This window comes from Acinetobacter sp. 8I-beige (assembly GCF_902505955.1).
GTDB lineage: Bacteria > Pseudomonadota > Gammaproteobacteria > Pseudomonadales > Moraxellaceae > Acinetobacter > Acinetobacter johnsonii.
The window spans coordinates 455,225-467,718 of sequence record NZ_LR732792.1 but is presented as its reverse complement, the minus strand read 5'-3'; the positions used below and the strand labels follow the sequence as shown (position 1 = coordinate 467,718).

Annotated in this window: 12 protein-coding genes; 10 read left to right on the top strand and 2 right to left on the bottom strand. The window is 42.2% G+C overall.

Annotated features, from left to right (window positions below; translation table 11 throughout):
- Positions 1-11 precede the first annotated feature (11 nt).
- The 4 genes from GVX98_RS12600 (at position 12) to GVX98_RS12585 (ending at position 3,712) form a co-directional block, all read left to right on the top strand.
- Complete coding sequence (locus GVX98_RS12600; protein WP_159128272.1) at positions 12-1,082, top strand: methionine ABC transporter ATP-binding protein; 1,071 nt, start codon at positions 12-14, stop codon at positions 1,080-1,082.
- Complete coding sequence (locus GVX98_RS12595) at positions 1,063-1,722, top strand: methionine ABC transporter permease (RefSeq protein ID WP_004693438.1); 660 nt, start codon at positions 1,063-1,065, stop codon at positions 1,720-1,722. The genes GVX98_RS12600 and GVX98_RS12595 overlap by 20 nt, the downstream gene beginning before the upstream one ends.
- A gap of 333 nt (positions 1,723-2,055) precedes the next feature.
- Positions 2,056-3,147, top strand: coding sequence for a redox-regulated ATPase YchF (ychF, locus tag GVX98_RS12590; RefSeq protein ID WP_004693442.1), 1,092 nt, complete (start codon positions 2,056-2,058; stop codon positions 3,145-3,147).
- Positions 3,148-3,337: 190 nt separating this feature from the next.
- Positions 3,338-3,712, top strand: a complete 375-nt coding sequence (locus GVX98_RS12585) for a hypothetical protein (protein ID WP_159128271.1) — start codon at positions 3,338-3,340, stop codon at positions 3,710-3,712.
- Between the two features lie 59 nt (positions 3,713-3,771).
- Here GVX98_RS12585 and GVX98_RS12580 read toward each other — a convergent pair whose 3' ends face one another.
- Positions 3,772-4,311, bottom strand: coding sequence for a DUF962 domain-containing protein (locus tag GVX98_RS12580; RefSeq protein WP_159128270.1), 540 nt, complete (start codon positions 4,309-4,311; stop codon positions 3,772-3,774).
- A gap of 117 nt (positions 4,312-4,428) precedes the next feature.
- Between GVX98_RS12580 and GVX98_RS12575 the strand changes: the two genes are divergently transcribed.
- Positions 4,429-5,124 (top strand): Crp/Fnr family transcriptional regulator, encoded by a 696-nt coding sequence (locus tag GVX98_RS12575; protein WP_159128269.1) that lies wholly within the window; start codon positions 4,429-4,431, stop codon positions 5,122-5,124.
- Positions 5,125-5,419: 295 nt separating this feature from the next.
- On the opposite strand, the gene GVX98_RS12570 is transcribed toward GVX98_RS12575, so the two are convergent.
- Positions 5,420-5,902, bottom strand: a complete 483-nt coding sequence (locus GVX98_RS12570; protein ID WP_159128268.1) for a hypothetical protein — start codon at positions 5,900-5,902, stop codon at positions 5,420-5,422.
- Positions 5,903-6,003: 101 nt separating this feature from the next.
- Between GVX98_RS12570 and GVX98_RS12565 the strand changes: the two genes are divergently transcribed.
- From GVX98_RS12565 to dapC, 5 genes are all read left to right on the top strand, one after another.
- On the top strand, positions 6,004-6,756 hold the full coding sequence (locus tag GVX98_RS12565; protein ID WP_004693451.1) for an AzlC family ABC transporter permease: 753 nt from the start codon (positions 6,004-6,006) through the stop codon (positions 6,754-6,756).
- Positions 6,753-7,100 (top strand): L-valine transporter subunit YgaH, encoded by a 348-nt coding sequence (gene ygaH, locus GVX98_RS12560; protein ID WP_004980107.1) that lies wholly within the window; start codon positions 6,753-6,755, stop codon positions 7,098-7,100. The genes GVX98_RS12565 and ygaH overlap by 4 nt, the downstream gene beginning before the upstream one ends.
- A 234-nt stretch (positions 7,101-7,334) precedes the next feature.
- On the top strand, positions 7,335-8,549 hold the full coding sequence (gene purT / locus GVX98_RS12555; RefSeq protein WP_171503348.1) for a formate-dependent phosphoribosylglycinamide formyltransferase: 1,215 nt from the start codon (positions 7,335-7,337) through the stop codon (positions 8,547-8,549).
- Positions 8,550-8,577: 28 nt separating this feature from the next.
- Positions 8,578-11,244 (top strand): [protein-PII] uridylyltransferase, encoded by a 2,667-nt coding sequence (gene glnD / locus GVX98_RS12550; protein ID WP_159128266.1) that lies wholly within the window; start codon positions 8,578-8,580, stop codon positions 11,242-11,244.
- Between the two features lie 24 nt (positions 11,245-11,268).
- Positions 11,269-12,438, top strand: a complete 1,170-nt coding sequence (dapC, locus tag GVX98_RS12545) for a succinyldiaminopimelate transaminase (protein WP_159128265.1) — start codon at positions 11,269-11,271, stop codon at positions 12,436-12,438.
- Positions 12,439-12,494: the final 56 nt, after the last annotated feature.

Here is a 12,494-nt window from a genome sequence, read left to right as displayed (position 1 = left end):
GGAGAAAAAGAATGGTCAGCTTTGGTTCTCATGTGGATTTTTCAATTCCACATATCAAAATTCGTAACTTAAACAAACACTATACAGTACAAGGGCATACTGTACATGCACTCAAAAATATTGACCTCGACATCCCGACAGGGAAAGTGTTTGGCATTATTGGCAAAAGTGGTGCAGGTAAATCGTCTCTGCTCCGCACTTTAAATGGTTTAGAAAGTATCAGTGAAGGCCATATCCATATTCATCAGCAAGACTTGGCCGCATTGAACCACGCTGAGCTGATTCATCTCCGCCAACGTATTGGCATGATTTTCCAGCATTTTAATCTAATGTCTGCCAAAACAGTCTATGAAAATGTCGCACTGCCCCTCAAAGTGGCCAATTATCCTAAACCAAACATCGAACAACGTGTCAACGAGGTTCTCCAGTTGGTTGGGCTGAGCGATAAGGTTCAGCATTACCCATCACAACTGTCTGGCGGTCAAAAGCAGCGCGTGGGCATTGCTCGTGCATTGGTCCACCATCCTGAAATTTTACTCTGTGATGAAGCGACATCTGCTCTCGATCCAGAAAGCACCTCTGTAGTGTTGTCCCTACTCAAAGAGATTAATCAAAAGCTGGGTATCACCATTGTATTGATTACCCATGAAATGCAAGTGATTCGGGAAATCTGCGATCAGGTCGTGGTCATCGATGCTGGTGAAATTGTGGAATCAGGCGAAGTTTGGTCGGTGTTTTCTCAACCCCAACAAGGCATTACCCAAGAACTACTGAATCTAGAACAACTCGATTTGCCTTTTCGCTTAAATGCTGAACCTACGCAGCTCGATACACATGCCATTTTCAAAATTCGCTCGACTTCAGATGCGCATCATCCACCTGACTTAAAACAGATTTTGGAGCACTTTCCACAAACTGTGCATTTATATCAAAGTCAGGTCGACACCATCCAGAACCATTTAATAGGAACATTAGTTATTGCTGTTCCCACACAGGACTTAGAAATTCAATCGCTACTACAAAAACTAAAAGCACATGTGACACATGTAGAGGTACTGGGCTATGCACGACCAACTGATTGATTTATTACTGACAGGCACCATCGATACCTTAATCATGGTCGGCGCATCTGCATTTTTTGCCTTACTCATTGGTCTGCCAATGGCAGTAGTTCTAGTCAGCACCTCAGAGCATGGCATTTATCCTTCCAAAAGTATTAACCATAGCTTAGGCTGGTTAGTAAATATCACTCGTTCCGTTCCCTTCCTGATTTTGATGGTGGCCCTCATTCCACTCACACGTTGGATTGTCGGCACCAGTTATGGTGTTTGGGCAGCAGTTGTCCCTTTAACCTTGGCTGCAACCCCCTTTTTTGCACGAATTGCAGAAGTCAGTTTACGCGAAGTAGATCAAGGTTTGATTGAGGCTGCACAAGCTATCGGCTGTAACCGTACTCAAATCATTTGGCATGTGTTGTTACCTGAAGCGCTACCAGGAATTGTCGCGGGTTTTACCGTGACCATTGTGACCATGATTAACTCCTCTGCCATTGCAGGTGCCATTGGTGCAGGTGGTTTAGGCGATATTGCCTATCGCTATGGTTATCAGCGTTTTGATATGCAGATCATGTTGGCCGTGATTGTCGTGCTTGTAATTTTGGTGATGTGTGTGCAAGCAATTGGAGACAATCTGGCAAATCAACTCGATAAAAGGAAGGTTTAATCCCATTTCCCAAATAAAGCAGAGACTATGCTTTCCACTTAAGTTTTTTAGCCCTCCTTTTTCTGAGGAGGGCGTTTCAATATGAAGTTCACGCCATTTTCATGAAAGACTCAAGCCAGTGTATAGACAATGATCTACATGCAACTGACCTCTTAAATCTGGTTTCTTTATTAAAAGAAAAGGCTTAAAAGGCTCGTACATACGGCTTAAATGAGGAAGTTCTGCCCACAACATGATTTACAACTTTGATTCTTCGTCCCTGAGACCTGACTTTGTCATGGCTTTCATGTAAAATCACTGGCAATTTTTATATAACACGTTGTGAGTTATTTCATGGGTTTTAATTGCGGTATTGTCGGCTTGCCGAACGTTGGTAAATCTACACTTTTCAATGCATTGACTAAAGCTGCTATTGCTGCTGAAAACTTCCCATTCTGTACCATTGAACCAAACACAGGCATCGTTCCTGTGCCAGATCCACGTTTAGACAAATTAACAGCGATTGTAAAACCTCAACGTGTGATTCCAACGACGATGGAATTTGTAGACATCGCAGGTTTAGTTGCTGGTGCATCTAAAGGTGAAGGCTTGGGGAACCAATTCCTTGCAAATATCCGTGAAACGGATGCGATTGCTCACGTTGTACGCTGTTTTGAAGATGAAAACGTCATTCACGTTAACGGTAAAATTGACCCGCTTGATGACATCGCAACCATCAATACGGAACTTGCACTTGCTGACTTAGAAACTGTGACAAAAGCAGTGACTCGTTTAGCAAAATCTGCAAAAGGTGGCGACAAAGAAGCGCTCGCAACCAAAGCGGTTTTAGACAAAATTTTACCTTTACTTGATGAAGGTAAACCTGCTCGCGCAGCTGACCTAGACGACGACGAACGTAAACTAGTTCGTGGTTTTGGTTTAATGACTTTAAAACCAACCATGTATATTGCGAACGTTGCTGAAGATGGTTTTGAAAACAACCCACATTTAGATGCTGTGAAAAAACTGGCAGCTGAAGAAAATGCAATCGTAGTTCCGCTTTGCAACCAAATCGAAGCCGAGATTTCACTGCTAGAAGACGAAGACCGTGCTGAGTTCCTTGAAGCTTTAGGCATGGAAGAACCAGGTCTAAACGTAGTAATTCGCGCAGGCTACGGTCTTTTAGGTTTACAGACTTACTTCACGGCGGGTGTACAAGAAGTTCGTGCTTGGACCGTTAAAGTGGGTGCAACTGCACCACAAGCGGCGGGTGTGATCCACACTGACTTCGAAAAAGGCTTTATCCGTGCTGAATGTGTTGCTTATAACGACTTCGTTCAATACAACGGTGAAGCAGGCGCGAAAGAAGCAGGTAAATGGCGTTTAGAAGGTAAAACGTACATCGTTCAAGACGGTGATGTTCTACACTTCCGCTTTAACGTATAAGTCGTTCCGAATATAAAAAAACCCGATACCCATCGGGTTTTTTTATAAGCTTAAACCAAGCTTAAAAACAGCATTAAATAACATATGAACACCTGATCCGTTTGGATCTCACACAATATTATAACTTCTATTCTTTCGCATTATCGCTAATTTAATCACAGGCACTAATGCCTTCCTTGAACAAACGAAAATGAAAAAGATCAGCACATTTATTGCAGCAGGTTTATTCACAACGCTTAGCGCTACAGCATTTGCATGCCCACAAGGAACAACACTGTCGGGTGGTACAGGTGCAAATCATAAAGGTGGTAAGTGCATCGCAACCATGAACGTGACGAAACATGATCAGGTAATGAAACAAGACAAAACAGCCAAACACGATCAAGCCATGAAACAGGATAAAATGGCCAAACATGATCCAGCCATGAAGCAAGATAAAATGGTGAAACATGATTCAATGAAAGCCAATGATATGACCCATAAATCCCATAAAGATGCTCATGCTCCAAGCCCGAATACACCCAAAGCTCAACCAGATACACATAAAGTCGCGAAGACATCTTAAAACAGCATAAAAAAAGCCAGTGAAATTCACTGGCTTTTTTTATCGATAAAATAATTCAGTTAGTGTGATGTCACAGAGACATGCTTATTATCCATTGCTGCACGCTGTTTACGCGCTTCATCTAACATACGTTGTTCGATGTCTTTTCTAAAACCAAGCATAAACACCATTTCCGCCAAAACAAATAATGGTCCGATAGCTAGGCCAATCACATCATCCATAAAGGCCGGTTTTTTCTTCTCATAGAAATGCCCGACAAACTGGAACGCCCAGCCGACGACAAAAATACCAATACTTAGACTTAACCAAAGTCCCAAATCAAACTGTGAAATTTTATATGCCAATGGATAAGCCATGGCATAGATTACTAACATGATCACACCAAAAATTCGATCTAGGCTTAAGTAGTAAACAATACTCGCTAAGATCAAAACCATCGCCAAAGTAATTTCAAAACTGCCAATAGTCATGCCAGCTCTTGCGGTTAAGCACATAATTGAAAACACAATCAACGGAATACCCACAAAGTGGGTCACGATATTTTTATGATCAAGATGATAAGCTGCATACTGACTTAATAATTTTTCTAATTTATTCATACTGTATTTCCTTATTGCATGATATTGATCACGATATAGAATAACTTTAAAGGAAAACAGCTCATAAAGTTGTCGTCGACCTGACAAGTTGCTCGATCAATCACGAAAGGACGCGGAATGCTGGAAGTTCAACATCAACAACAATTACTCAATAACAATTGGTTCGCCAAACTACCACAAGCCTATCAAAAGTATATTGTGCAACATGCCAAATATATTGAGGTTGCAAAAGACCAAGCTGTTTTTCACTCTGGAGATTTATTTGATGGCATCTATGCAGTCTTGAACGGCGCAATTCGTTTAGGTCATGTCGACATTGAAGGTAAAGAAGCCGTTGCAGCAATTGCTGAACCGATTATGTGGTTTGGAGAAATTTCGTTAATAGATCAGCAACCGCGTTCGCACGATGCGATTGCTATTCAAAAAAGCACCCTGCTCCATTTGCCTAAACGCGATGTTGAGGCGTTTATCCAAGCTACCCCAGAATTTTGGTTTCATATTGCACAGCTTGCTTCACAGAAGTTACGCCTCGCTTTTTTAGAACTGATCGCAATCCAAAGTCAAAATATCAGTCAACGACTGGCTCAACGCTTACTGTTTATTTTAAGCGGTTATGGCAACCATCTGTCGATTACCAATGATGAAATCCATTTATCACAGGAGCAACTGGCTCAAATGCTGATGTGTTCACGCCAAACCATCAACCAAGAACTTCAAAACTTAGAAAAACAAGGAATACTGGCAATTGCGTTTAAAAAGATTAAGATTTTAGATCCTGCAATGCTGCATAAAATGGCACATAGCTCAGAATAGACAATCAATCGTGCTCCTTAAGAGCGCAATTCATATAAAAAAGATGTATAAAAAATTGCTACACGGCCTAATGTCTTGGCTATTCGTCTCCCCCGGCTTGAGACTGCTGTGGCAGCATTTGACCAATAATCAATGTAAACATCGCAACAACTAATTTTTTAAATTAACCCTTAAAATTCGACTCAATCCTTATATTTTAGTGCATAGGAATATTTTTATTATGTTATTCATTAAAGCTACAACCATAAAAAAGCGAGTTTTTTAAAAACTCGCTTTTGCTTATGCTATACAGGTATTAGACACCTACTTTTTTAGGGTCTGTATTGCCTAAACTTGGGTTATCAATTGCGCCCCGACATTGTGCTTTATCACGTTCATAATCGCTCTGTTTCTGTGCAACACTCGAAGAGCCATCTAAGGTCTCACGTGCCCATACTTCTAAGCTGGTCAAGGCTTTACGACACAGTGCGTATTTTCCTTCGGTCACTGAGTCTGTCATTTTGACATTGATACGCCAGTCCGTACCGAGTTTACGTGCAGGATAACGGACTTTAGCTTCAATTTGATCCAGTTGCTTATTATAGACCAAGCCATCGACTTCATTGATAAACACCCAAGCACGCTGGGCATATTCCGTAGCGTCATTGGTAATTTTTGGCGCAGCCTTAATTTCTACTTTTTGTTCAGGAGCTTGCTCTGACTGCCCACAAGCTTGTAAAAGTAAACTGCTTACAATGATTGCAGTCAGCCCTAAAGTACGTAATTCGAGCTTCAACATGGTTAAACGCCTCAACAAACAATTGGGCACTATGCTAGTGAATTCAGTTACAATACACAATCAATTTTGACCTATTGATAAAGTCTTCTTCAAGGTGTGTTGTGTCCGAACTTAATCCCACTCCTGCACAAGCTGCTGGCTTTTGGCAAGGGGCTAAGGATAGCCAAGCGATTATCTTTACCTATCTACCTGTTTCTTTTGCCTTTGGTGTATCTGCAACCCAGTTTGGCTTTAGTGCATGGGAAGCTTTATTTTTATCTTGCTCAATGTATGCAGGGGCCAGTCAGTTTTTAGTGGTTGCCCTATTGGGTAGTGGTACGTCTATTTGGATGACCGCACTCACTGTAATTGCCCTAGATATTCGTCACTTACTCTATGGCCCTGCGCTACAAAACTTAATTCAAGATAAACTGAACCTAAAGAAAACTGCTATTTGGTCATGGGGGCTAACCGACGAAGTTTTTGCCTCAGGCATGATTAAATTATCGCAACGTCGCCAAGAGTGGTCTGAGTCTTGGATGCTGGGCTTAAGCCTGTTTAGTTGGCTCGCATGGGCTACCGGTTCTTTTCTAGGGGGAATGTTTGCAGACCAAGTCAGTCATTTACCCCAGTTTTTACAAGCCGCTCTAGACTTTCTATTACCTGCACTGTTCTTAAGTTTCTTATTGGCAGCATTTGAAAAGAAACACACTTTTGTGGTGGCTGTGACCATTCTTGTATCTGCCATTGCCTGCTATTTTATTGACTTATCTGCTGCAATTTTTATTGGTATCAGTTCGGGTATATTTGCAGGTTTGTTTAAACACTATGTACTCAAAAAACCAGACCCTGAACATATGGGAGATCAAGCATGAATATCGAAATTATTTTGGTCGGCATTGTAGTGGGTATTGCAAATTTTGCCTCACGCTTTGGCCCATTCTTCGTCATTCAAAAATTCCAGCAAGGTTCACAAAAGCGCGGTGCCTTATGGTTAAAAATTGCATTAGGTTCGATTGGTATTGCGGCGATCAGTTCGATGCTCGTGGTTGCCACCTTGCCACCACTGTTAGATACACCCAATAAAAGTTTTGCCATGTTGGTCGGCTTCATCGTATTAGCTGGACTTTATTTCAAGTTTAAGCAAATTGTCCCCGCTACACTCACCGCAGCGCTGAGCTACGGCTTGGTTTACACCTATATACCTATGCCTTTTTAACCCATATCTGACATCCATCAAAACCTGATGTGCTATTTGAAGCACTCAGCTGTGCAAGACATTTCAAGCTTAATTGGAAAAGTTTATTGAGCATCCTTTTTGCATGAAAATCTGGACTTTAGAATACACCGCTTTATAAAAAAAATTGTTGGACAATATCATTAATTTATGTGAATGAACCCTGAACACTTTTAAGAGTTCTGCTATGCTAAAAGCCCATAAAATCAAGCATGGATGATTTACATGAGCGTTACTATTGGTACTCCACTTCAGCCTTCAGCATTTAAAGTCCTGCTATTGGGTTCTGGAGAGCTTGGGAAAGAAGTTGTGATTTCTTTACAACGTTTAGGTGTAGAAGTTCATGCTGCTGACCGTTACGATCATGCTCCTGCAATGCAAGTGGCACACTATGCCTATACCTTAAATATGGCAGATGCGACAGCGCTTAAACAACTCATTCAGGACGTTAAGCCAAACCTAATTGTTCCCGAAATTGAAGCCATTGCAACGCAAGTATTGGTTGAAATCGAACAAGAAAATATTGCCACAGTCATCCCCTCTGCAAAAGCGGTCAATTTAACCATGAACCGTGAAGGCATCCGTCGTTTAGCTGCGGAAGAACTGGGCTTACCGACATCGGCTTACCGTTTTGCAGATACTTTAGAATCTTTCCGTGCTGCATGTGATGACATTGGTTATCCAAACTTTGTTAAACCAGTCATGTCCTCTTCTGGTAAAGGCCAATCCCGCGTAAAAGAATTTTCAGAAGTAGATGCTGCGTGGGAATATGCTCAAACAGGTGGTCGTGTAAATCAAGGGACAGTAATTGTAGAATCACAAATTGATTTTGATTTTGAAATTACGCTATTAACGGTACGTTCAAAAAACCCTGAAACAGGTGAAATTGAAACTTCGTACTGCGACCCAATTGGTCACCGCCAAGACGCGGGTGACTATGTGGAAAGCTGGCAGCCTCAAGCCATGACACCAGCAGCCCTTGACGAAGCAAAGCGTATTGCCAATAAAGTCACCATCGCATTGGGTGGCTGTGGTATTTTCGGTGTAGAACTCTTTGTCAAAGGCGATAAAGTGTGGTTTAGTGAAGTATCACCACGCCCACATGACACAGGTCTTGTGACACTTGCCTCTCAGTTCCAAAGTGAATTTGAACTACATGCACGTGCGATTTTGGGTCTACCTGTAAATACAGCACGTCACAGCGTTGCAGCGAGTGCCGTGATCTATGCTGGCATAGATGATAATAACTTATCTTTTTCTGGCTTAAATCTTGCTTTGGCAAACCCAAATACTGATTTACGCATTTTTGGAAAACCAGAAGGCTTTACACGTCGCCGTATGGGCGTTGCGACAGCACGTGCTGAAACAACCGACCAAGCGCGTGAACTAGCAGCACAAGCTGCTGAACTGGTTAGCGTTCATCAAAATTAAGCGTTGTTAAAATATACGGATACGGTTCATGATCAATACTTCTCCACTGCTTAACTATGTCAGCAGCAATCACGACATCAAAGCTATTAATCAATGGCGTAGTGATGTCGAAAATCAATTACAAGAAAGTTTTGATCATGGCCAATCCATCCGCGATGTCATTTTAACGCGTTCAAATATGACCGATGAAGCGCTTATTTTCCTATGGAAATATGCAAAACTCGATCAGACAGACTTAAGTTTATTTGCTGTCGGTGGTTACGGTCGCCGAGAGATGCTGCCTTACTCAGATGTAGACATCATGATCTTGTCTGAGGATGAGTTTAGCGAAGAACAAGAGAAACTCATTTCAGTCTTTATTTCCTCACTTTGGGATGTCGGCAATTTCAAGCCCGGCATTAGTGTACGTACCATTGCCAACTGTGTTGAACAAGCAACCTCCGACTTAACAGTTGCTACTGCTCTCATCGAATCTCGTTTAATTACAGGCAATGAACACTTAGCCAAATGGCCGCGACGCATTGTTTCACAAACATGGACAGACAAAACCTTCTATGATGCAAAAATGGAAGAACAGGCTAAGCGTTATGCACAGCATAACTTTACGGAAAGTAATCTAGAGCCCGATATTAAAAACGCGCCGGGCGGCATTCGTGACATTAACCAAATTGGTTGGATTGCTAAGCGGCATTTCCGCGTCAACCGTATTTATGACTTGGTACACTTAGGCTTTATTTCTGAGTTTGAGTTGGGGGTATTAGAAGAAGCCGAAAGCTTCCTCTGGGAAATTCGTCATCACCTACACCGCCTAACGAAACGTGATGAAAACCGTTTACTGTTCGACTATCAACGTGACATTGCCGCAAAGTTTGGCTATGTGCGTGAAGAAGGTAAATCACCGAATTATCCGATTGAACAATTCATGAAGCGTTATTATCGAAGCGCTCAACAAGTCACCACGCTGAATGAAATGCTGTTGGCTTATTTCAATGAATCTGTGATTACCCCACGCCTGCCGAACTATGAGCGTAACATTGAAGAAATCAATGAAAATTTTAAACTGGTCGACGGCAAACTAGCCGTTCAACACCATAAAATTTTCTCTGAAAATCCAAGTGCTATTTTAGAAATTTTCTATATATTGGCCAATCGACCTGAAATTACAGGCATCCGAGCACGAACGCTACGTTTGTTGATTTTGGCGGCTAAACGCATTGACCAAAAATATAGAGATAACCCAGCGCATCAAGCCCTGTTTATGGCCATCATTCGCTCACCCCATCGTTTATATGAAACCATGGTGGCAATGAAACGTTATGGCGTTTTAGGTAACTATATTCCTGCGTTTGGGCAAATTATGGGGTTGATGCAGTATGACTTGTTCCATATCTATACCGTGGATGCACATACTTTATTATTACTGCGCAACTTAAACCGTTTCAAAGAACCTGAGTTTGCCAAGGACTTCCCAGTTGTGAGTTCGGTGTTCCAACGTCTGGCACGTCGTGACATTGTCTATTTGGCTGCCATTTTCCATGATATCGCCAAAGGCCGTGGTGGTGACCACAGTGAGCTAGGTGCAACCGATGCGATTGAATTCTGTCGTAGTCATGGTTTTACCGAACGTGAATGCAACCTTGTCGCATGGCTCATCCAAAACCATTTACTCATGTCCGTTACTTCTCAAAAGAAAGATATTTCTGACCCCGATGTGGTTAAAGCTTTTGCTGAGAAAATGGGCGACATGGAACATCTCGACTACCTATATACGTTGACTGTTTCAGATATCAATGCAACCAATCCTTCACTTTGGAATACGTGGCGTGCTTCTCTCATGCGTCAGCTCTATACCCATGCACGTGACGTGATTCGCTCAGGTTTAGGCCGTCCTGTTGACTATCAAATGCTCATCGAGGACACCAAGTTTTCTGCCAGCGAACAACTGGTCGAAGAGTTTGCACTAGATGACGTCGAAAAAGTCTGGCAAGAACTGGGGGATGAATATTTCCTCAAAGAATCTGCTGATGAAATTGCTTGGCACACACGTGCTATTTTACAGCACGGTGACAACCCTGAACCGCTGGTTTTAATGCGTGCACAGCGTAAATTTGCTCAAGATGCAGTACAAATCTTTATTTATACCCAAGATCAGCCCAACCTGTTTGCAACAACAGTTGCTATTCTCGATCGTATGAATCTGGACGTACAAGATGCGCGTATTATTACCGCAACCAAAGCATTTAGTTTAGACACTTATGTCGTGCTTGACCGTTTTGGTACGCTGCTAACCGACCCTGAACGTGAAGCCAAAGTGCTGTCAGCATTAAAAGATGCCTTAGCCAATTCAGATAAATACCCAGGACTCATGCAACGTCGCATCCCACGTCAGCTGCGTCATTTTGACATTGAAAACACCGTTGATATTACGCTGAATGAAGCACTGCAACAAAACATGGTCGAAATTGCAACACTCGACCATCCCGGCTTACTTGCCAAAGTAGGCGGGTTGTTTATGATGCAAGGTCTAGATATTCACTCTGCTAAAATTGCCACCCTAGGTGAGCGTGCCGAAGATATTTTCTTTGTCACCAAAAAAGATGGTCAACCCATGACCGAAACTGAAGCTGAAACTTTTGCTGCACAACTAAAATCAGCCTTAGATGAAGCCTCTAGTCAGGTCTGTGGTCAACATTAACAATACACACTGGTATTTTGTTTCATGAACTCGAGTTTATCCCTTTTACATCCTTATCCTTTTGAAAAGTTGAATAAACTATTTCAGGATATTACTCCCGCAGACTTACCCCTCATTCCACTCTCGATTGGTGAGCCTAAGCATCCTGCACCCGAGTTTGTGAAACAAGCCATTATCGATAATTTTCAGCATTTATCGACCTACCCAAACAGTAAAGGTATACCCGAGTTACGCACCAGTATTGCAAACTGGCTAACCCGTCGTTTTCAACTCAATCAGATTAGTGCAGAAAACAATATATTGCCTGTTTCTGGCACCCGTGAAGCAATCTTTTCTTTTGTTCAAGCCTTGGTGAACCGCGAAGATGCACCTTATGTGGTTATGCCTAATCCGTTCTACCAAATTTATGAAGGTGCAGCCTTACTTGCTGGGGCAAAACCGTTTTTTGTGAATTGCACCGAAGAAAATGGTTACCTCGGTGACTTTGATGCTGTACCTGCTGAAGTCTGGGAGAAAACTGCCCTATTATTTGTCTGTACACCGGGCAATCCGACTGGTGCGGTGTTATCAAAAGAACAATTCAAAAAATTAATCGCACTGTCAGACCAATATGGTTTTGTCATTGCATCAGATGAATGCTATTCAGAGCTTTGGTTTGATACTGCACCTGTAGGCTTACTCGAAGTTTGTGCTGAAATCGGCCGAGACGACTACAAAAACTGTGTCGTATTCCACTCACTCTCTAAACGCTCAAACTTACCAGGTATGCGTTCTGGCTTTGTCGCTGGTGATGCCGCTTTACTCAAGCCTTATTTGCAATACCGTACGTATCATGGTGCGGCGATGCCTGTACAGCACCAATTGGCTTCGATTGCAGCATGGGATGACGAAGCGCATGTTGAAGAAAACCGCGTGCAATATCGTACAAAATTTGATTTATTTCAAAAGGAATTGGGCCATATACTGCCCCTACAAAAACCAGATGCAGGCTTTTACTACTGGTTGAAAGTAGATAATGACGAAACTTTTGCAAAAATGCTCATGGAAAAGGCACATGTCAAAGTGCTTCCTGGACGTTATTTGTCACGCGATACTGAGCAAGGTAACCCAGGCGAAAACCATGTACGTCTTGCGCTAGTTGCAGATCTTGCACAGTGTGAACAAGTCATTGCTCGCCTTAAAGCAATTTTATAAATAAACTCATCTAAAAAAGAAAACCTCCTATAAAGGAGGTTTTCTTTTTTTCATTC

What these genes read in the sequence shown, in the direction of transcription:
- GVX98_RS12600 (WP_159128272.1), top strand. Translation starts at nt 12, where the DNA reads ATGGTCAGCTTTGGTTCTCATGTGGATTTTTCAATTCCACATATCAAA.
- GVX98_RS12595 (WP_004693438.1), top strand. Translation starts at nt 1,063, where the DNA reads ATGCACGACCAACTGATTGATTTATTACTGACAGGCACCATCGATACC.
- ychF (WP_004693442.1), top strand. Translation starts at nt 2,056, where the DNA reads ATGGGTTTTAATTGCGGTATTGTCGGCTTGCCGAACGTTGGTAAATCT.
- GVX98_RS12585 (WP_159128271.1), top strand. Translation starts at nt 3,338, where the DNA reads ATGAAAAAGATCAGCACATTTATTGCAGCAGGTTTATTCACAACGCTT.
- GVX98_RS12580 (WP_159128270.1), bottom strand. Translation starts at nt 4,311, where the DNA reads ATGAATAAATTAGAAAAATTATTAAGTCAGTATGCAGCTTATCATCTT.
- GVX98_RS12575 (WP_159128269.1), top strand. Translation starts at nt 4,429, where the DNA reads ATGCTGGAAGTTCAACATCAACAACAATTACTCAATAACAATTGGTTC.
- GVX98_RS12570 (WP_159128268.1), bottom strand. Translation starts at nt 5,902, where the DNA reads ATGTTGAAGCTCGAATTACGTACTTTAGGGCTGACTGCAATCATTGTA.
- ygaH (WP_004980107.1), top strand. Translation starts at nt 6,753, where the DNA reads ATGAATATCGAAATTATTTTGGTCGGCATTGTAGTGGGTATTGCAAAT.
- purT (WP_171503348.1), top strand. Translation starts at nt 7,335, where the DNA reads ATGATTTACATGAGCGTTACTATTGGTACTCCACTTCAGCCTTCAGCA.
- glnD (WP_159128266.1), top strand. Translation starts at nt 8,578, where the DNA reads ATGATCAATACTTCTCCACTGCTTAACTATGTCAGCAGCAATCACGAC.
- dapC (WP_159128265.1), top strand. Translation starts at nt 11,269, where the DNA reads ATGAACTCGAGTTTATCCCTTTTACATCCTTATCCTTTTGAAAAGTTG.